At 62.3% G+C, this 20,075-nt stretch carries 17 protein-coding genes; 3 read left to right on the top strand and 14 right to left on the bottom strand.

The window, feature by feature from the left end; translation table 11 throughout:
- Positions 1–80 precede the first annotated feature (80 nt).
- Complete coding sequence (gene rtcR, locus VGD45_RS00495) at positions 81–1,661, top strand: RNA repair transcriptional activator RtcR (RefSeq protein ID WP_331153296.1); 1,581 nt, start codon at positions 81–83, stop codon at positions 1,659–1,661.
- A 60-nt stretch (positions 1,662–1,721) separates the two neighbouring features.
- On the opposite strand, the gene VGD45_RS00500 is transcribed toward rtcR, so the two are convergent.
- The 13 genes from VGD45_RS00500 to VGD45_RS00560 form a co-directional block, all read right to left on the bottom strand.
- Positions 1,722–2,726 (bottom strand): hypothetical protein, encoded by a 1,005-nt coding sequence (locus tag VGD45_RS00500; RefSeq protein WP_331153297.1) that lies wholly within the window; start codon positions 2,724–2,726, stop codon positions 1,722–1,724.
- A 197-nt stretch (positions 2,727–2,923) separates the two neighbouring features.
- Positions 2,924–4,486, bottom strand: coding sequence for an alkaline phosphatase D family protein (locus tag VGD45_RS00505; protein WP_331153298.1), 1,563 nt, complete (start codon positions 4,484–4,486; stop codon positions 2,924–2,926).
- Between the two features lie 8 nt (positions 4,487–4,494).
- Complete coding sequence (locus VGD45_RS00510) at positions 4,495–7,278, bottom strand: TonB-dependent receptor (protein ID WP_331153299.1); 2,784 nt, start codon at positions 7,276–7,278, stop codon at positions 4,495–4,497.
- Between the two features lie 96 nt (positions 7,279–7,374).
- On the bottom strand, positions 7,375–8,301 hold the full coding sequence (locus tag VGD45_RS00515; RefSeq protein WP_331153300.1) for a FecR family protein: 927 nt from the start codon (positions 8,299–8,301) through the stop codon (positions 7,375–7,377).
- Positions 8,301–8,783, bottom strand: coding sequence for an RNA polymerase sigma factor (locus VGD45_RS00520; RefSeq protein ID WP_331153301.1), 483 nt, complete (start codon positions 8,781–8,783; stop codon positions 8,301–8,303). Before VGD45_RS00520 ends, VGD45_RS00515 begins: the two co-directional genes overlap by 1 nt.
- Before the next feature lie 60 nt (positions 8,784–8,843).
- Entirely contained in the window at positions 8,844–9,323 is a 480-nt protein-coding gene (locus VGD45_RS00525; RefSeq protein ID WP_331153302.1) for a GspH/FimT family pseudopilin, read from the bottom strand.
- Between the two features lie 11 nt (positions 9,324–9,334).
- The gene (locus VGD45_RS00530; RefSeq protein ID WP_331153303.1) at positions 9,335–12,457 is read right to left on the bottom strand and encodes a pilus assembly protein; all 3,123 of its coding nucleotides are present in this window, start codon (positions 12,455–12,457) and stop codon (positions 9,335–9,337) included.
- Between the two features lie 8 nt (positions 12,458–12,465).
- Positions 12,466–12,954, bottom strand: a complete 489-nt coding sequence (locus VGD45_RS00535; protein ID WP_331153304.1) for a hypothetical protein — start codon at positions 12,952–12,954, stop codon at positions 12,466–12,468.
- Positions 12,951–14,345 carry a PilW family protein gene (locus tag VGD45_RS00540; protein ID WP_331153305.1) on the bottom strand — a complete coding sequence of 465 codons (1,395 nt, stop codon included), beginning with the start codon at positions 14,343–14,345 and terminating at the stop codon, positions 12,951–12,953. Before VGD45_RS00540 ends, VGD45_RS00535 begins: the two co-directional genes overlap by 4 nt.
- The gene (gene pilV, locus VGD45_RS00545; protein WP_331153306.1) at positions 14,342–14,914 is read right to left on the bottom strand and encodes a type IV pilus modification protein PilV; all 573 of its coding nucleotides are present in this window, start codon (positions 14,912–14,914) and stop codon (positions 14,342–14,344) included. Before pilV ends, VGD45_RS00540 begins: the two co-directional genes overlap by 4 nt.
- On the bottom strand, positions 14,911–15,348 hold the full coding sequence (locus VGD45_RS00550) for a type IV pilin protein (protein WP_331153307.1): 438 nt from the start codon (positions 15,346–15,348) through the stop codon (positions 14,911–14,913). The genes pilV and VGD45_RS00550 overlap by 4 nt, the downstream gene beginning before the upstream one ends.
- 161 nt (positions 15,349–15,509) lie before the next feature.
- On the bottom strand, positions 15,510–16,589 hold the full coding sequence (locus VGD45_RS00555) for a potassium channel family protein (protein WP_331153308.1): 1,080 nt from the start codon (positions 16,587–16,589) through the stop codon (positions 15,510–15,512).
- A gap of 13 nt (positions 16,590–16,602) precedes the next feature.
- Positions 16,603–17,646: an SDR family oxidoreductase gene (locus VGD45_RS00560; RefSeq protein WP_331153309.1), complete on the bottom strand. Its 1,044-nt coding sequence runs from the start codon at positions 17,644–17,646 to the stop codon at positions 16,603–16,605.
- 177 nt (positions 17,647–17,823) lie between these two features.
- Between VGD45_RS00560 and VGD45_RS00565 the strand changes: the two genes are divergently transcribed.
- Positions 17,824–19,230, top strand: coding sequence for a sensor histidine kinase (locus tag VGD45_RS00565; RefSeq protein WP_331153310.1), 1,407 nt, complete (start codon positions 17,824–17,826; stop codon positions 19,228–19,230).
- The gene (locus tag VGD45_RS00570; protein ID WP_331153311.1) at positions 19,223–19,594 is read left to right on the top strand and encodes a response regulator; all 372 of its coding nucleotides are present in this window, start codon (positions 19,223–19,225) and stop codon (positions 19,592–19,594) included. Before VGD45_RS00565 ends, VGD45_RS00570 begins: the two co-directional genes overlap by 8 nt.
- Here VGD45_RS00570 and VGD45_RS00575 read toward each other — a convergent pair.
- Complete coding sequence (locus VGD45_RS00575) at positions 19,569–19,988, bottom strand: GNAT family N-acetyltransferase (RefSeq protein ID WP_331153312.1); 420 nt, start codon at positions 19,986–19,988, stop codon at positions 19,569–19,571. The two genes, VGD45_RS00570 and VGD45_RS00575, sit on opposite strands and share 26 nt — an antisense overlap.
- Positions 19,989–20,075 lie beyond the last annotated feature (87 nt).

The raw sequence follows: 20,075 nt of genomic DNA on the forward strand, positions 1-20,075 counted from the left end.
ATCGGCCGAGGTTTCAGCCGAGCGGCGCGATGGGCGAAATGCTATCTTTTAAGCGAGCTTCTTTGCTTATTGGATAGAGCATGAAAACCGTAGTCATCGGGTTCCTGGGATCGATTCTGGACAGCGGCGGCGGCCCCGGCCGCTGGGAGAAGTGGCGGCCCAGCGTGTCGATCTGCCAGCACGACGATCTCGTCATCGACCGCTTCGAGATGCTTCATTCCCGCGGACACATACGGCTGGCGGAACAATTGCGAACGGACATCGCCTCCGTGTCACCGGAAACCAAGGTGAACCTGCACGTTTGCGATCCCGCCAATCCGTGGGACTTTCAGGAGGTCTACGGCTGCCTTCACGAATTCGCACGCCAGTATCCATTCGACCTCGAGCGCGAGCGTTATCTCATCCACATCACCACCGGCACGCACGTCGCGCAGATCTGTATGTTTCTATTGACCGAAGCGCGATACTTCCCGGCCGTGCTGCTGCAGACATCCCCGCCTCGTAAGCAGGGCTCGGGGGACGCCGGCGCTTACTCCCTCATCGATCTGGATCTGTCGCGTTACAACCAGATCGGCGCTCGCTTCGCCCGCGAAAAACAGGAGAGCACCGAATTTCTGAAGTCCGGCATCAAGACGCGCAACGCGGCTTTCAACCAGATGATCGCGCGCATCGAACGCGTGGCCGTGCGTTCCAAAGCACCGCTGATGCTCAATGGCCCCACCGGCGCCGGCAAATCGACGCTGGCGCGCCGGATCTACGAGCTGAAGAAGTCGCGCCATCAGATCCAGGGTGAATTCGTGGAAGTGAACTGCGCGACTCTGCGTGGAGATGCCGCGCTCTCCACGCTGTTCGGGCATGTGAAGGGCGCGTTCACCGGGGCGCTGAGCGATCGCGCCGGCCTGCTTCGTAAAGCGCACGGCGGCGTGGTCTTCCTCGATGAAATCGGCGAGCTCGGCATCGACGAGCAGACCATGCTGCTCAAAGCGATCGAGGAAAAGCGCTTCTCGCCGATGGGATCGGACAAAGAAGTCGAGAGCGACTTTCAGTTGATCGCCGGCACCAACCGCGATCTGCGGTTGGCCGTTGCCGAGGGCAAGTTTCGCGACGACCTGCTGGCGCGTATCAATCTTTGGGTATTCGAGTTGCCGGCGCTCCGCGACCGCCGCGAGGATGTCGAGCCGAACATCGACTATGAGCTCGACAGGTTCGCGCGGGACAATGACGTCACCGTGCGCTTCAACGCCGAAGCGCGTAAAGAGTATCAGCGCTTTGCAACCTCCCCCGCCGCGGTCTGGAGCGGCAACTTCCGGGAGCTCTCCGCCTCCATCATGCGCATGGCTACACTCGCCGAAGGCGGTCGCATCACCACTGACGTCGTCGAAGATGAAATCGAGCGGCTGCAGAGCACGTGGCGACCGAAGCCTTCACAAAGCAATCTCGAGTCACTGTTACCGGCGAAAGCCCTTGCAGAGATCGACCTGTTCGATCGACTGCAGCTCGATGTCGTCATCGAGATGTGCCGTTCGTGCGCGACGATGGCGGAAGCGGGGCGAAAACTGTTTGCAGCGTCGCGCACCCGTCGCCGCGCCGTGAACGACAGTGATCGACTGAAAAAGTACCTGGCGCGGTTCAATCTGGATTGGGCGGCGCTGAAGCACTAGCCAGGGCCATGTCCGTGGCCGGATGCATCGCACGTCCGTTGCGCGCGTCGAGCCGGTGGCTTAGCTCGTCAATGTCAGCGCTGTAACCACCAGCGCCACGAGCACCACGACGACGATGGCGATCGTCGTGCCCCTGTCGCGGGCGTATGCGTTGGCGTGTTTCTCGACCAGCCTGTGCCTTGCCGCGGGATCCCCTGAGCCGAGCCTGCCCAGATCGAAAATCAGCGCCTGTGTTCGCGCGATGGTTTCGGGGCTGAGTCGTTGTCCGGCTCGCTGTCGCATCGAGGGATCGTCGAAGTGCTTGTTGACCTCGTCGAGCAACTTTCTCTCCTTGGCGAGATCGGCTTCCGACTCGAGTCGCTTCAGTCCCTCGAACTGCGCTTCGGAGCGCCGTGCACGTTCGATCTCCTCCTCCGACATCGTCGCGGTCCACGCGCGGGCCCTGCCGGTGCGCGCCTTCCAAACGTCGTAGCAGAGTTGGTAGACGAGCGTCGCGGGGAGCTTGGTAAATTTCAGATGGACCAGGATGAAGTTGGGACTGCGCCGGGCCAGCAGATAGCGCGACACTCTGAGCAAAGGATGCAACTTGCTCTCTCGCTCTTTGAGCTGCGGCACATAGAGATCGAGCGAATGCGTCGTGACTCCACGGTAGGTATGGCTTTGCAGGCCGATGGAATCGATCTCGTCCCAACGCAGGAACCCGTAAACAGGCATGCTGAGGCCGTCCCATCGGATCGTAAGCGGCGGCTTGCCGACATCCGGCCCAACAAACAGCGCAAGGATCGCGGCGCCGAACACGAAGCAGGCGAACATGACGATCGTGTCGGTGGCTGGATCCATGAACGCCACCTGTCCGGACACTACCAACCCGGCGGCGGCAACCAGGAGCACAGCGACGCCACTGGCGCCTTTCAGGACGATGGGCTCGCCCATGGCGCTGAGCTGCTGTTTCAGGGCGATAAACTGCTCGGCCAGACGGTCCTCTTCGCGAGCCTCGGCCGCCGGCATCACCTGGCGATACCACAGCAGCGTGATGACTAGCAGAGCGCAGCCGCCTAGAAACAAGCCGAGCGAGGTGTAGCGGTCGAGCGGGGAGCCAATGCCGCCATGGCCAGTGCAACCGCCAACAGCATCGCGGCTAACTTGATTCCCTTAACTGCCGAGACGGACATCGAACCTTCCCAGGAGCAAAAGAAGGCGTATAACGCGGGCCGGAAACCCCAAACAGGCACTGGGTCGCACGCGCGCTCGGGCCACCCCGCTCAACTCTGCTGCGCGATGCCTGGCCGGCCCGGCTCCACCATGAACTGAGCGACGCGACTCGATGGCGTTTGCGTGGAAATCACGTGACTGAGCGAGATCAGCTCCGTCGTCCAGCTCTCATGCGTGACGTTGCAAATGCCATAGCCGCGCCGATCCTCCAGCATGCGAAGCGATGGGTTGCGCCGAAGGATTTCGGCATTGCCAGGAAACGCGCCCAGACCGTCGCCCCCGGAGGTCGCGGAGGAAACGAGAAACTCCGCAGCTACGGGAGCGCCATCCGGAGTACGCAGCACGTCTCCAGCGAAATGTTGATGAGCGTCTCCGCTCAACACCACGGTGTTGGCTATCTTTCGTTCTTGCAGGACGCCGAACAGCCGCTCTCGCGCCGCCGGGTAGCCGCCCCACGTGTCCATGCTGGTGAGGCGTTGAGTCACTGCTTCAGAACGAGACAAATCGAGATCCATCATCAGTACTTGCTGAGCAATCAAGTTCCACCGAGCGGTGGACCGACTCAGGCGGTCGATCAGCCATCGCTCCTGTTCCGTGCCGAGCATGGTGCGCTCCGGCGCGCGAGCTTCGCGGCATAACACTTTGTCGCCGTCGCCGCATGCCTGGTCGGAGCGGTACTGGCGTGTATCGAGAAAGTTGGCGCTGACGAGATCGCCCCAACTCGTGCCGCGATACATGCGCACGCCATCGCGACCTGGAAAGCTCGATCTGCGCACCGGCATGTGTTCGTACCATGCCTGAAACGCCGCAGTTCGGCGCAGCGCGAAAATCTCGGGCGCCGTGCCCTTCTCATCCCGATCGGCCGCCCAATTGTTTGAAATTTCGTGATCGTCAAATGTGACGAACCAGGGCGTGGCGGCATGCGCCCGCTGCAAGTCCGGATCCGTTCGATACTGAGCGTAACGCTGCCGATAATCGTCGAGACTGAACGTCTCACCGCCGAGATGCAGACGAACCGGCGAGAAAGGCACTTCCCTCAATATTCTGAGCGGCGGCGCGGTCGGATATTCGTAGATGTAATCGCCGTAGTGGAACAAGAAATCGAGGTCCGCCTCCGCGAGCGCGCGGAACGCGTGGAAATATCCCTCTTCATAGTGATGGCAGCCGGCGACGCCAAATCGGAGCGATCTGACGGGAGCGCCAGCTACCGGCGTCGTGCGACTGCGGCCAACGTAACTACGCTCGCCGAACGCAGAGAAGCGATACCAATAAGATCGATCCGCCGCGAGCCCTGATACTTCGACGTGGACGCTGTGAGCGAGCATCGGATGAGCGACGGCAGTTCCGCGTGCCACAACGTCGCGAAACCTCTCATCGCTCGCAACTTCCCAAGCAACATCAACCGGGCGCGCCGGCATGCCACCATGCGGTTCAAGCGGTGACGGCGCAAGCCGGGTCCATATCACAAAGCCATCGGGCGACGGATCGCCCGAGGCAACGCCGAGCTGAAACGGCGTGACATCGAACCCTTGCGCCCGAAGCCTCGGGGGCGACAGCAATGCCGCCCCCGAAAGACCCAGACCTGCGACGAGCGCGCGACGCGTGATGCGCATGCCTTTCCTCAGAAGTCCCAGGTGGCCACCAGGCGCAACGTCCTGCCGAAGATAGGACGACCGAAGATCACTTCGTCGGTTCCTTGACCGGTGAGCCCGTCGACGCGCGGATTGCCTTCGGTGACGCCCTCCTCGTTAGTCAGGTTGGTGACAACGGCCTGCAGGTGCACATCGCCGATTTTAGCCGTCGCGCCGAGATCGACCGTCGTGTAATCGGGCAATTCGGTCGAGTTCAGCGCGTCGACGTAACGACGACCGGCGTACGAAACGTTTGCATACAGCGTGGTCGGCACCGCGCCGATGTCGAAGAATACCGTCGGGGTCAAACGCGCGATCCACTCAGGCACGCGCGCCGGCAACTTGCCGTTGAACTGGTCGCCGAGGTTGCCGTAGGTCTGCTCCTGGAGCTCACGCTGCCGCGGTCGCTGCCAGGTCACATTGCCCGCCAACTCGAACGCACGGAACGGTCGCCACGCCATTTCGGTTTCGATGCCGTACACCTTCAACTTGCCCCAATACGTCGCGCTCTCGTTTACGCCGGTGATCGGATTCACTGTGGGCCCCGGCACGGACAGCTGATCAAAGTCGCTGTAGAAAGCGGTCGCGAACATCGACAGCGGGCGGGTGTTGTACTTGAGCCCGATTTCCGCGCCGGTGATCTTGTCATCTGGCGCGTTGTTGTTGGTCACCGCAGCCCAGAGGTTTCGACTGCGGAACGCCTTGGTGAAACGACCGAACATCGCGTACTCCGAGTTGAACTCGTAGTTCGCGCCGAGCGTCCAGGCGAGGTTATCGTCCTTCTGCCGATACACGGCGGTGCGACCGCTGTTACCCTGCTGAGCGTTGTCGGCGATAGTGGTGGGATCGCCGTAGTTGCGTGTCTCGGTGAGCCAGCGCAAGCCCGTCTGGTCGTACCATTCATTGCGGATGCCGGCGTCGAGCGTGAATGCATCCGTGACCTTCCACGAATCGGCCAGATAGATCGCGTAGCGCTCGGAATCAGCCGTGCCGCCGATGTAATAAGAACCGTAACGAAGGAAGCCGTCGTCGGTCACGGAGCCGAGCACGTTGCCCGCGGCATCCACCGCCAGCAGATCGAGTCGGCGAGCAAGGCCGCCCACTTCGTTCAACGAATCCTGCAGCAGGCGCTGATGGGTCAAGTCCGCTTGCGAATAGCTCAAACCCGCCGTGAGGCTGTGATCGCCAATGTCCTTGGTGACCTGCAGCTCGTCGATGACCGTCGAGCCTTCGGTCGGCACATAACGATACGACTGCTCGATCACCAGGCCGCGTGAGCCCGACGGATCCCAGCCGATGCGACTATTGCCCGCGCCGCGGTCGTTCGCGAGAACGTAGTTCAAGGCCGCGACGTTGGGGCCGAACGCGGCGCGCGCGGCAGCCAGCTTGCTTTGCGCATAGCTCTGATAATCGAAAGCCTGCGTGGTGGAGAACAACGCGTCGAGATCCACGTTGGCGTTGAGATAACGCAGCTTGTTGGAAACATTCCAGCCATTACCGAAATCGCGCGTGAAATCGAGCCCGGTCATGAACACCGTGGCGTGCCGCCCATCGGCGATGTCGCGCTGAATGGAGTCGGTCTGGTCGCCGGTGAACGTCTTGACGATGTAATGCCGGTTGGCGTTGGACATCATCGTGCCCTCCAGCGGATCGATGAGATCGGCGAGCGAGCTGCCGTCGCGCGGATCCTTGAGGGGAATGGGCAGATAGAAAACGTTCGTCTCGTCGATGTACTTGGCGTACGCCGTGACCTCGCCGCCATCGAAGCGCTTGGTGAGATTCAGGCGGAACTGGCCGCCCTCGTCGGTCGGAAAGCCGGGGTCGCGATAGCCATCGTGGCTGCGCATGAAGCCGCCGGCTGCGTAGTACCAATCGTTGCCCATCGGGCCCGAGGAATACGCGTCTACGCGCTGCATGCCGCTATCCTGCCAGGTGAGGCGCGTCGCGCCTTCCGGAGTGTCGCCGCCTTTGCGCGTGATGGTGTTGATGACGCCGGCCGGCGCATTACTCGTGAAGATCGGCGCTGCGCCAGAGCGCACGGCCTCGACGCGTTCGGTCATGATGTCGCTGCGTGCGAACGAGTCGCCGTTCAGATAGATCTCGTTGGGATCCTGGAAGAACAACATGCCGTCTTCCACGATGGCGATGAAGCGCGTGCCGAACGAGCCCGGCAGGCCGCGCGGGCTGATGTTGTTGTTGGATTCGCCGCCGGAGGCTTCGACATAGAAGCCAGGCAGCTTGCCAATCAGATCGGCCGTGCTCTGGGGCGCGAGCAGCTGAATCTGCTCTTCGTCGATGGTGGACACCGCATACGAAGTTTCAAACTTCGACATGCGCTCGGCCGTGCCGGTCACGACGACTTCGTCGATGTACAGACCGTCGCCACCGCTGCCCTCCACGCCGTCCGCCCCCGCCGCGTCACGGCGAATGATCAACGAGCCGGATTCGTCTTGCGTGATACGCAACGGCGTGCCGGCGAGCAGGCGCTCCGCCGCTTGTCGGGGCGTCATGTTTCCATTGAGCGCGGGCGCTTCGTAACCTTCGACTTCGTCGGGTCGAAACAGAATGTTGGTGTTGGTCTGTTTCGCGAGCTGCTCGAGCGCGCTGGCGAGAGGCTGCGCTGCCGTCGCGATGGACACGGCCTGCATCTGGGCGTGAGCCGGGCCGAGAGCGGCGCCGAACAGTACTGCGGCCACCGTGTTGGCGACGATGTGACGACGAAGTTTCCGGCGGCGATCGCGACGATCGCTACGGCGGGGCGTGACAACGGACATGGCTTCTCCCAATCGCTCTTTCTGCTCGACCTGCTGGTCGCGCGTTATTGACGAACGATCGGGGGCTACCCTCACCCCGCTTAGAAGAAACTTTTGTTACAGCGCGCGGATCCGAATCACGCGATCGGACTCTTCCACCCGGATGGGCAGCAACCGCGCCAATGAGCGGGCAAACGCGCTGTTGTCGCCCACTCGATACACGCCGCTGATGCGCAACGCCGACGCGCGCTCGTCCATCAGCACCAGTTCGCGTTCGCTGTAACGGTTCATCTCGGTGACGACCCGCGCCAGCGGTTCTCCTCGGAAAGCGGCATGGCCCGACTGCCACGCCAGCATGTCGTTAAGGTCCGGGCGATCGTGCTCCACATGGAGTTCCGCATCGACGCGAACTCGCTCGCCCACGCTGATTCGAACGGCGGCATTGTCAGCTTTGGCCAGTGTTGCCACGCCCTCGATGGCAAGCACCGACAGCTCATCCTCCTCTCGCCGCATGTCGAAGCGACCGCGCGCGACGGTGAGATCGTGCTCCCCGGCATTGACGGAGAACGGCCGTGGATCGGAGGACACTTCGAACAAAGCCTGTCCGCGACGAAGCTCGATGCGCCGCTGCTCGGAATCGAAGCGCACCTTCAGTGACGTTTCAGTGTTCAGCAACAGTCGCGAACCATCTTCGAGCGTGAGCCTGCGCTGCTCGCCTCGCGCCGTCGTGTAAACGCCCGCAGTCGCGATAGACCACTGCAGCCCAAGGCCACCCACACCGAACACCGCGAGCGATCCTGCCAGCATTTTTCGTCTGGAAATGAGCCGTCGCGGCGCAGGCTCACTGCGAGGAAAGTCGCGCAGCGCGTCCATGTCGTCCCAGATCGTCGCGACATGCTCGAAGCGTTCGGCGTTCATGGGATCGGCCGCAAGCCACTGACGAAAGCGCGCTTCATCGTCGCGCGTTCGGTGCTCGGCGCGCAATCGTGCTAGCCAGGCGGCCGCTTCCGCATAATCGGGTGGCACCGTTGGGGGCATGCGCATCAATAGTCTTTGGTCCACTCCGCCAGAAACTGCATGGCGCGAGCGATGTGTTTCTCGACCGCGCTCACGCTGATCGACAGCTTCTCGGCGATCTCGACGTATTTCAAACCATCGAAACGATGCATCAGGAACACCTCGCGCGTGCGAGGCGACAGCTCCTTCAATCCTGCACGAACCCGCGCCAGTCGCTCGTGTGCTTCGAGCGCCTCGTCCGGCAGCGGCGCCGGATCGCGCAGAAAAAAAGTAGCGGGGTCGAACGGCACCGGCGCGGCGGGGTGTTGAGCCCTGCGATGCTCGTCCCAAGCCTGGTTGACCGCGGCTTTCACCAGAAATGCTTCGGGATTGGCGATATCGCCGCTGCCGCGTTCGAGCGTACGAACGACGGCGACGTGCGCCAGATCTTCAGCTTCCGCGTGACGGGTCACCCGGGCAATGTGGCGAATCAAGCGTCGCCAGTCGATCTCGGCTCCAAACAGTTCCACTTCCTGCCTCCCGGAGGCGCGGAACCATAGCGGCCATTCACGACACTTTTATGACAACGCTCAAGAACAGCTCGCGGTCGCTTTGGTCGTCACCGCTCGTCCGGCCGTGTTGATGGTGACGACGCGCGCTTCGCTAGCGGCGGTGGTACAGACGGTGAAAGCGACCGGAGTAGCGTCGACGCCGGTGGGCTGAAAGATCACGCGGGTGATGGCGCCCGCGGTAATCCTCAAACCTCGCTGGGCTGAAGCCTGACGACGTAACGTCGTATCGCCGCGGACGATCCAACCTTGTTCCCAGCCGCCGGACGTTGCGCAGTTCTCGCCGTCCGACGATACACACATCGTCACCGGAGTATTGCGCTTGATCGCTTCACTGCGAGCCAGGTGCGCACTGGCCACGAGATCGGTGGCCGCGGACCGCAGTTCGCTACCGGCCGAGGCATTTTTGAAGGATGGCACCGCAATGGCCGTCAGGACCAGCACCACTGCGATCGCGACCATCGCTTCGATCAATGTGAAACCGCGTCGAGCGCGTCGCATGGCCGTGCTCCTCATCGCTGGATGTACCAGTACACGCGTCCTTTGGGCTGCCTCGGCGCCGACGTGCTCGGTATCGGCGGCTCTTTGGCGTCGATAGCGGAGTTGTCGCCACAGCCAATGCAGTAGGCCACCGTTCTATCGCCCATGTCGACCATGCCCGCGACCGGCGAAGGCGGCAGACCGGTGTCGGGCGGCAGCGGTGCGGAGCGATCGAGCCTGCCATTCAGTCGGGCTGCATTCAGATAAGAGACGTTATACACACGCGCAGTGCCCAGCCTGCTGGTACACGCTCCGGGCGGGGCCACGTCGGGAGTATGAGTGCTGAAGCTCACCGCACCGAAAATGGTGAGCGCCGAAGTCACGACTTGCTCGCTCGGACGCATCCCCAGGTACCATCCCTTTTTGAGCGCGAGGTCGGCGGGCGATGGATCGGCGCTGCCGGTGATGGGCCACAGCGAATCGAGACAGAGCACGGCGGCGCCACAGGTGCTCGCTTCGCTCGACAACCACGTGCTGTCGGTCGGCCGGTCCCGCAACATGAAAAAATAATTGGTCACGCTGCTGGCCGCGGTGTAAGTGCGCAGCGGTTTCTCCCGATCGCCGGAGCCGAACAGCAACACGTACTCGCCATTGTCGTCGAGGATGTCCGGAACGAACATCAATTTGCGATTGTTTGGGCAACTGTCCGTGGTGCTGCATCCGAGCGAGGCGATCCTGGTGATGGTCCATGAAGCCGGCACCACCGTTCCGATGTCGATTCGATAGACATTGCCGCCGAGATCCACTGCGTAAGCGTACTTGGCGAGACCCGTCGTGCGGTCGGGAACAATGGCGATATCCGCAATCACCCCGCGAGCGGTGTCGAAAGTCTTGAGCAGCGCGCCGCTGTCCGCATCCAGCACGTAGATCTTGTTTCCTTTAGTGGCGGACGTGCAGGTGTGCGGGTCGCGATCCTCGCAGGTGTCGTAACCGCCGCCCATGACGATCAAAGGCGAAGCCCCAGCAGCGTAGCCCGCGGTCTTGATCGGCTTGGCTGCGGACCAGGTCTGCCCGATGCCGGTCAGACCCGAATCGCAGTTGCTGTCGCTCACGACGCCGGTGACGGGAAAATTGTCGAGACAACCTTTGCGCCACTTGAGCGTGACAGTAGCAGGATCGCTGTTCGACACGCCGAACGCGTAGACACCGCGTCCCCCACGCCGCATGGGCGCATACACTGCTGTGCTGGAACTGCCCGTGAATGCAGTGATGGGACCGTCGATCGCATACGGCTTGGGAGCGGCGCCCACGGAAGTGACATATGGGAAACTGATCTGAGCGGTGTTGTCGCGCAGTCGTTTGATGTGCGAGTAGAACTCTGGCGGAACGAATCCCCACAGTTCGCCGCCGGCAGGCACTGTTCCAATACTGGCGCTGGTATTGCCGTTGACGGCGCGGAATATGCCGTCGTTGCCGCCATAGAACACCACGACCTTGGGCGCCGACGGCGTGCCGAAGTCGATCGCCATCGGTCGCGAGTGCACGACATCGCCGTGCGTGGACGGACGCATGGTCGTTCTGACCGTGTCCCTATTCTCATCGTCGACGTCGACGCCGCTGGCCCAGTCGATCAAGGTCTCACGCTCGGTTGTGCTCGCCGCGCCCAGGCGTGCTTGAGTAATGTTCGAATTCGCGGTGTTGAAGTTGCTGAGGCTGGAGCATGCACCTGGCGTACAAGTCCTCAGCGTGCGCGCCGCGCTACCGCGGAGCTTGAACGCATGCGCGCCCTTCTCGACGATGTTGCCATCCGGGAAGTTCGACACTCGATACAAGGTCGGCGTCGAGCCCGTCGGCGGTATGCACTCGCCCGCGGGACTGAATGCCCAATAGTTATCGGGCGTGGTGGGTGTCCAGAAGCTGCGCGCGCATTCGGTGATGAAGCCGGTCGTATTGTTGATCGCGGTAACCCGGTCAGCATCCACGAGTCGCAGCACGCCGTTGACGAAACCGAGTTGATATTGCTTCAGATTGCCCACCCATCGCGGATAGGCGCCGGCCTGCGGACGAAACATTCCGATGAACACCTGATTCGCATGCGCGCCCTGGGTGTTGGTGCTCACTGGCAGGCTCACCGACGCGAACACGCTGTTGACGGCCTGGATCTCCGAGAGCACGCGGGTCACGGCATTGGCGATCTCCTGGCCGGCGTTGACGCTGGAACTGACGCCGATATATCTACCGCCGCCGACGCCTTCGGACATGCTGAACAGCACGCGGCTCCATCCCGGCCCCTGCCCGGAACTGCTCGGGTCCACATCGATCGCGTAGGTCGTCACCCTGAGGCTGCCCTGCTGCATGAAGCGGGCCCATTCGTCGCTGACGTTCGTTTGTGAGCCGGTCGGCGACACCGGAATCTGAGTCGTATCTCCACCCGCCGCGGCCAGCAGGCTGTTCGACTGCGAAATGAACTGATTGTTGTCCTGAGGAGCGCCGTTGCTGATATAGACGATGTAGTTCCTGCCGCATCGAGAGCTGGCGGAGAAGTTGTAGGTCGTCGCGCCCTTGGAGCTCAGCGCATTGCCAGGCAGTGCATAGATCTGCCGCATGGCCGCCAACGAGGCCGGCGTCGTGGCGCTGCTCGACCAGTCCGCGCCGGTATTGCCGGTAAAGTCCGTTTTCGCTTTGTTGTTGCCGGCGTAAGGCGCGCCCCCAGAAAGATATCGATAGGCCTCGGCCATCACCAGACTCGAAGCGCCGGCATTCCCCTTGTCCGTGCCGACATCCAGCGCGGCTATCATGGCCGAGTATTTGCGCTTGTTGTCCGCGGTCATCGGGCGTATGGCCGCTCGCATATAACCGCCGGACACACTGTTGTTGCCACTGCCCGTCTCCGCGGCGAACATCAGACCGATATTGAATCTCGCCGTGCCGTCGGGATTCTCGGGAAGGGCCGCGAAGGTATTCGCCAACGCCGCCACCTCGCTCTGGAAAGCCGCCGACCAGTTGGCGGTGTTGTCCAGGATGAACAGCACGTTCGGCAACCCGTTCGAGTCGGCGGGATTGCCGACGAACAAATCGATATCTTCCGCCTGCGGCGCGCAGTGATACATCGTCAGGGCGGCGATGGACAGGATCTTTGTAATTAGCGATCTCATCGGCGGACTCAGCGACACGCGGCGTCGTATTCGGCTTGTGTCAGCAGCACTCGCACTCCCTGGTGCACTAGCACGGAAGCACCGCTGCCCTTGAGGTCTCTCGCGCTGGCGGCGAGGTCCCAGATGGTCTGGTGAAAGGTGCTGCCCGCGACTGCGAACTTCTCGCCCAACGTGACACTGCTCGGGGCACCGCCCGCGATGACGATCTCGGAATCGCGGACACAAGCGGGGACTGAGAAAGTGACCTCGTAGTCGGGCTCGTCGTCGTTGTCGATATCGACCTCGATGACCTGGGCCGCCGGCGCATCCGTGAACGGCGAGCTCAACACTTGTTCGATGGCTTTGTTGGCGCCCGCGATCGCTTGGTCGCGCGACTGCATATTGCCCACCGCCATGAGATTCGTGGTGCTGAGATTGAACGCGCTGGTCACCAACACAGTGATGAGCACCAGCATGATCAGACCGATTGCAAGTGTGGCGCCACGTTGGGACTTCATGGCGGCGTTTCCCGGCGCGCCGAAACATTGATCAGCGGCACACTGGTGGAGAACACGTGGCGCTTGTAGTCGTCGTTCGCGGCGGCGACGGTGCTGGCCAAGGGGCAAGCGCCGTCCGCGTCGAGCTCGCCGAGACAGTAAGTGCGATTGTCGAGGTGGCCAGGTGTGCGGTCGCGGCTCCGCACGAGCATGTATAACTTCACTGCCACGACATTCGTGAGCTGCGCAGCCGTGCAAGGCGTGGCGACGGTACAGCGCACGAACTCATCCGGCGCACCGTCGCCGCGGTTCCTGGGAGATGTTTTGGTCTCTGCATCTGCCCACTGAATGGCCTGCGTGTAGTTCACCGCTTCGCCGGAATCGCTGACGTTGTCGAGCCCCAGTTCGACCCTGAAACCTTCGATGCCGTCGATCAACGCCACTGGCGCTTGCTGCCCGAGCGTGCCGCCGGAAACATCGAACTGCGAGCGAACCAGGGTCGGAATCACGTCGCCCGCCCGATCCGGATGCGGAAAATCGTGGACGTAATACAGGTTAGAGACGAATCGGCGCTTGTCGGCCGTCGTACCGCTCGTCACCGGCAATCGCGGAGGCGAGCCCGTACCGACGCAGTCCCTCTCGTGCAGCGGAAACGATCCTGTGCCGAGCATGTATTCGAAAGCGTACGTAGTGGTGGTGTCCGGAACGATCGACCATGGCTGGCTCATGGTGGCCGTCATGGTGCTGCCGTTGTATGTGAGAACGGAGTTCAGCTGGCCGGCGCCCGTTCCAGAGACCGTGCGAATGGCGAGCCCGGCATATACGTTGCTGCTCGTGGCAGCGCCGTAAGAGAGTACTAACGTGTTGCTGGCGGCGCCTTGTGCCGTGCCGGCATTCCTTTCGGCCTTGCATGACGAGCTTTGTAAGTACAAGCGGCCGGGCGTGTCGGGTGCGCAGTTGCCCTCGCCAGGCACACAAGTTTCGGCGTGGCGGATCGTGAGCACGTCGGTGCCGTTTCTCTTGGTGAGCGGCGACACACAGGTGGCCCCAGCCGGCAGGATTTCGTCCGCCTGCACGGCGATGCCGAGCAAATTGTTTCGATGCGAGCTATTCCATGGGGCGTAAGGTTGGCAGGGGTTCGGAATGACGCTGGGAACGTCCGCTGGAGCCGTCGACACAGCATGGTCGTCGAATTGAGGAACGTAGCCGCCCCAATAGCCGGCGTGCACCAGATCGTCCTGCAACAGCTGCGCGGCAATGCGCCCGTTCTCGATCACTCCATGGGTCTTTTCCATTTCGCGATGGCTGGCCGACGTATTGACGAACAGCCCGATCATCGCCGCCAGGATGAGCAGCGACAGGACCATCGAGATCATCAGCTCGATGAGAGTAAAGCCGCGCGCTCGTTTCATGGCGGCGCGCTCAAGCTGGCGATGCGGACGACCGTCGTGACCGCGCGCCGACAGCGATCCTGACTGCAGTCCGATTCGCCATCGTCGTCATATTCGCCCTGTCCGCACGCGACACTGGACGGTGGCGCGGACACGGGGCCGAGCCCCTGCCACGCCACCGTGATCATGTATTCATTGTTGGGCAGCTGTTCGACGCAACCGCGCCCACCCACCATCGCGCCGACATTACTTTCCGTTGTTGTGACTTCCGCTGCACCCTGCAACGCCTGGCACCATTCCGCCGCGTCGATCTCCGGTCGCGTCGCTGGATCGGTCGGGCAACTCATGCCGGCGCCGAGCGGCTCATCGGTGACGTACTCGGCGGCGCTAGCGCGGTTGACGACGATTCGGCTGGCCATGTCGTTCAGCAGAAGCAGCGCTTGAACGCGCTGATACGATTCCATCTCCGAGAGCAGCATGCGTTGCTGCAAGCCGGCGAGCCCCAGCAGGCCGATGGAAACAATCAGGACGGTCACCAGCACTTCTATGAGCGTCGTGCCTCGCTGCGCACCCGCGATCGATGAGCTCATCGCTTCCATTTCTCTGGCGGAGCCTTTTCGCCGGAACTGGTGAGTGTCAGCGGCGCGGGCAGATTGTCGGCGGCTTGTGCACCGATGCCGGTGAAGGTTATGACGAAGGCCGGCGCCGGACCCGCACCGAGCTCGATGTCCCACGTGTAGTTCTGGCTCACCTCGCTGGGCAGCGCAAAGCCGTTCGCCTCGAGCGTCGCCTTGTCCGCATATTCACGATTGGCCAGCAGATACTGCTGCTCGCGATTGGCCACATCCATCATCACCGACTGCGCGGCGGAGCGTTTGCCGCGGATCACGAACTGCCGATAGCTCGGTACCGCAATGGCCATGATGATGCTGAGCACGGCCACCGTGATCAGCAGTTCCGTCAATGTGAATCCATGCCGCCGGTTGTTGGGCAGGGTTCTTCTGACGTCGTGAGATCGAGACATCGCATTGCGCTTGACCGAGCGATGTGAGCTCGCTCATTTCCTCCGACGGCTTGTCTACGACAGGTGAGACCGACGTCGCATTCGTGCTTTCCACTGCGTCTCACCACGTTGTAGAAACAACATGGTCGAGCACGGATGACGCGTCGCCGCGCTGCCGATTCTCAAGGGGCCGCGGGCGCCGCTGCAGGGGGACGAATCACGATCAACTTGTCGTCGGGCTGAATGCGCAGGTCAGCCTCCCAGAAGTTGAATGTATGCTGCCCGCGCACGACGCGCAGGATGCGCGAATGGATCTCGGCGGGATGTCGGCCGACTTCGTCCTCGTGCGGTGCGCGCTCGATGAGCGTCACCTGCCCGCCCGCGCTGATCAGGTCCATCACATAAGTCGCCAGGTGATTCGATTCGATCGAGTCGGCCATGAGAATGCCGCCGACGCGGGAAGGCAGCACCGTGGAGTTCGCTCCGCTCTGACGAACCAGCTTGTCGTTCTCGGCCTCCTCGACGCGGGCGACGATCCGAACTTCGGGTGCAATGTGTCTGGCCGTGAGCGTGATCAACACGTTCGTATCGTCGCGATCCGTGCAAACGATCAAGGCGCGCGCATGGGAAAGCATCGTCTCGCGCAATGTTTCCTCGCTACTGGCGTCGCCGAGGATGCCGATGTAGCCATGCTCCGCCGCATCCTGCAGGCGTGCCTGGTCCAGATCGACGATCAAGATGTGTTGTTTGTCCATGCCACGAGCGGCAAGCTCGGCGGCGGCGCATCGTCCGGAGTGTCCGTAGCCGCACACGACGACGTGCCCCTGCAATCGCGCCTGGAGTCTGCGCATGCGAAAGTCCTCGATCAGATGTTGGAGCACGAACTGATAGGCCGTGCCCACGAAAATCAGCCAGACGAACAAGCGAATCGGCGTCACGAACACCGCATCGACCAGACGCGCTTGAGGCGTGACGGGCACGATGTCCCCATAGCCCACCGTCGTCACGCTCACCATGGTGAAGTACACGACGTCGACGAACGAGATCTCGCCGTCGTGATTGTCACGCAGGCCGTCGCGGTCGACCCAAAAGACCGCAATCACCAGCAGGAACAGGAACACCACCAGGGCGGAACGCAGCAGCAGCGTACGTTTGACGCTCAGCTCGCCACCGATGAACAGGCGCCGGCCCGGAATGCGGGCGCGACGATTCAGTGCCTCGGACGCCGGATGGATCGGCCGGTCAGGCATGCCCGCGCTCATGCAGAAACATTCATTACCGCCAAGGATGAAGACTCGTACGCCGTCGTACCGCCCGATGACCTGCGAAAGCAACCAGCGCGGTAAGCGCCGCGACGGCGCCCAGCGCCAGCGGGCGATGGCGCGTGAACCGCCATTGCCAGCTACTGCGGCGGGCTTCGCTATCGAAGCGGCCATGCGCGCCGGGATTATTGTCGCATGGCTCATATAAATTCGCGCACGCATCGGCCGGCGTCGTCTCTGGCGTGATCTGTCCCGCATACCCTTGCTTGGCCAGAATGCGGTCGAGCCAGCCCGGGAAGAGTTTGTTGCCCGTGACTGCTTTCACTGCCGGCCAGCCGACGAACACTTCGCGACGTCGGTGCCGCGACGCCCAGACGATGGCTTCCGCCGCCAGTTCGGGCTGAAAGATGGGCGGCACCGGCATGGGCCGCTTGCCCACCAGATTCAGCGCCCAATCGAATTGCGGCGTGTTGAATGCGGACAAATGCACCATGGTCACGTGAACGTTGCTGCCGTCGTGGAGCAACTCGGAACGCAGCGAATCGGTGAACCCTCGCAGCGCATGCTTGGCTGCGCAATAAGGCGCTTGCAAGGGAATCGCTCGATAGGCCAGCGCCGAACCGACTTGAACGATCACACCGCGGTCGCGTGCCCGCATGCGCTTCAACGCGCTGAGTGTTCCGTAGACAGCGCCGAGATAGGTCACTTCGGTGGCGCGCTTGACCTGCTCGCCCGTGAGCGCGCCGATCGGGCCAAAAATGGTGACCATCGCATTGTTCACCCAGACATCGATGCGGCCCCACTCCTTTTCGACTTGCGCCGCCGCCGCTTCGACCTGCGCCTCATCCGCGACATCGACCGGAATCGCCAGGGCCAAAGCGCCGGCCGCTTCGACTTCCGCGCGGGCCGCCGCCAGGCCTCGCTCGCCTCGCGCAAGTAATGCGATGCGCGCTCCGGGACGTGCAAATGCGTGGGCCGCAGCGCGCCCGATGCCCCCAGAAGCTCCTGTTATTACGACGACTTGTTCGTTGTGTTCATCGGGGGTGGCCATATACATGCAAAGGATTGCGGGGCCCTGGGCGTTCCCGCCCGATTGCATAGATTCTCTCCCCCGCGGGAACTTCCGCCGGAGAATCGAGTTATTGTAGGTTCTGCAATTTTTCGCCCCTGTTTGTCGGGCAAATAGTACAAGACACCCGGTCTCCGCCCCGGGACCGTCGGAAACATCGCACTTATGTCAGTAGAACAGATTCCTCTGACCGGCCCACGTCCGGTCGAAGAAGAACTGCGCCGTAGAATCCAGGATGTCGAAGACTTCTTCGAAAACGGCGCCATCGGTCTGCACATCGTCAGTGGCGACGGCATCATCCTGCGGGCCAACAAGGCCGAGCTGGATCTGCTCGGCTACACGGCCGAAGAATACGTGGGCCGGCACATCGCCGAGTTCCACGCCGATGCGCCGGTCATCGGCGATATCCTGCACCGCCTCTCGTGCGGCCAGAAGCTGGAGCGGTATCCCGCCCGGCTGCGAGCCAAGAATGGCGCCATCAAGCATGTGCTGATCACGTCCAACTGCCGCTTGGAACACGGGCGGATGGTCAACACGCGATGTTTTACGATGGACGTAACCGAGCTTCGTCAGGCCGAGCACGCCCAACGCGAGAGTGAACGACAGATGCGGGATCTGCTCGAAGCGCTCCCGGCCGCCGTGTACACCACCGACGCGTCTGGACGAATCACGTTTTACAACAAAGCCGCAGTGGACATGGCTGGCTGCACGCCTCGCGTCGGTCAGGAATGGTGTGTGACCTGGCGCCTGTATACGCCGGACGGCGTGCCTCTGCCGCACGATGAATGTCCCATGGCGATCGCGCTGAAGGAGAATCGCCCCGTTCGCGGCGCTGAGGCCATCGCGGAGCGTCCCGACGGTACGCGCGTGCCTTTCATTCCTTATCCCACGCCGCTGCACGATGCGAATGGCACGCTCGTCGGCGCCATCAACATGCTGGTGGACATCACCGACCGGAAACAGGCGGAGAATCGACAGAAGGTTCTGATCGACGAGTTGAATCATCGGGTGAAGAACACGCTCGCCACGGTGCAGTCACTGGCCGCGCAGACGGCGCGGCACTCGGACAACTTGAGCGATTTCTTCCCCAAATTCCAAAGCCGCCTGCTGGCGGTGGCGCGGGCGCACGACCTGCTCACCAAGCGTCATTGGGAACAAGTCCCGCTCGGACCGCTGGCCACGGAAGTCTTATCGCCCGTGGCCAATGCAGCCAGCGGCCGCGTGACAATCGATGGCCCGTGGCTCGATCTGAGTCCGCGCGCGGCGCTGAGTTTGACCATGACACTCAACGAGCTCGCCACCAACGCCACGAAATACGGCTCGCTCTCGTCCGATCAAGGAGCGCTATCGGTCCTCTGGCAGCTGTCGGAGGACGCCAAAACTCTGATCATCCAGTGGCGGGAGTCCGGCGGTCCGTCAGTCACTCCGCCGACTCGCCGCGGCTTCGGCACTCGGCTGATGCAACGCTGTATCGAGAGCGACCTGGGGGGCGTCTTCGATCTCGCCTTCGAACCCGGCGGCGTCTGCTGCCAGATGACCCTGCCTGTCTCACGCTGCGCTCCGCATGGCTGATCTCAAGGGCCTGAGAGTTCTGGTCGTCGAAGATGAAGGAGCCATCGCACTGTTGATCGAGGACATGCTGCTCGACCTGGGCTGCGAAATCGCAGCCTCCGCGCCGCAACTCGACAAGGCGTGCGCGCTCGCATGCACTCTCGAGATAGACATTGCGGTGCTCGACTTGAACCTCGACGGCCACTCGGCGCTGCCAGTCGCGCACCTCCTCAAAGACCGTCGCATTCCTTTTCTCTTCAGCACCGGCTACGGCATGAGCGGGATCTCGCCGGAATTTAAATCTCACCCTGTGCTGGCCAAGCCGTTCGCGCTGGCCGACCTGCGGGCCAAGATGTTACTCACCCTGCAGGTGCACGCCGCTTGAGCACCATTCCGACGGAGTCGGGCGCGGTCTGAACGAATCCGAATCGAGCATAGAGACTCTGCGCCTGGCCGTCCGCGATGAGGCTGACATAGCCGCTCTCGGGAACGTTGGCGTCGAGATACTTCAGAATCTCAGTCATGATCGTTTTGCCGATGCCCCTTCCCTGATGCGCCTCGAGCACGGCGATGTCGACGACTTGATAAAAACAGCCGCCATCGCCCACCACGCGGCCCATGCCGACGGGACCCGTCGCATCTAACACTTGCACGGCGAACAAACTTCGCGGCAGCCCTCGCTCCGCCGCCTCGATCGTCTTTGCGCTGAGGCCCGAGCCGGTGCGCAGGCGTCGATAGGTTTCGATGGAGGGGATTTCGCAAACAATGGAATAGGTCATGGTGAAGCCAGGAGTCAGTCCGACGGCATCGTACTCTAGCGCTTGTCGAGACTTTTCAGGAAGGAGGAAACCATTTCGGCTGCCGTG

The organism is Steroidobacter sp. (genome assembly GCF_036402275.1).
GTDB lineage: Bacteria > Pseudomonadota > Gammaproteobacteria > Steroidobacterales > Steroidobacteraceae > Steroidobacter.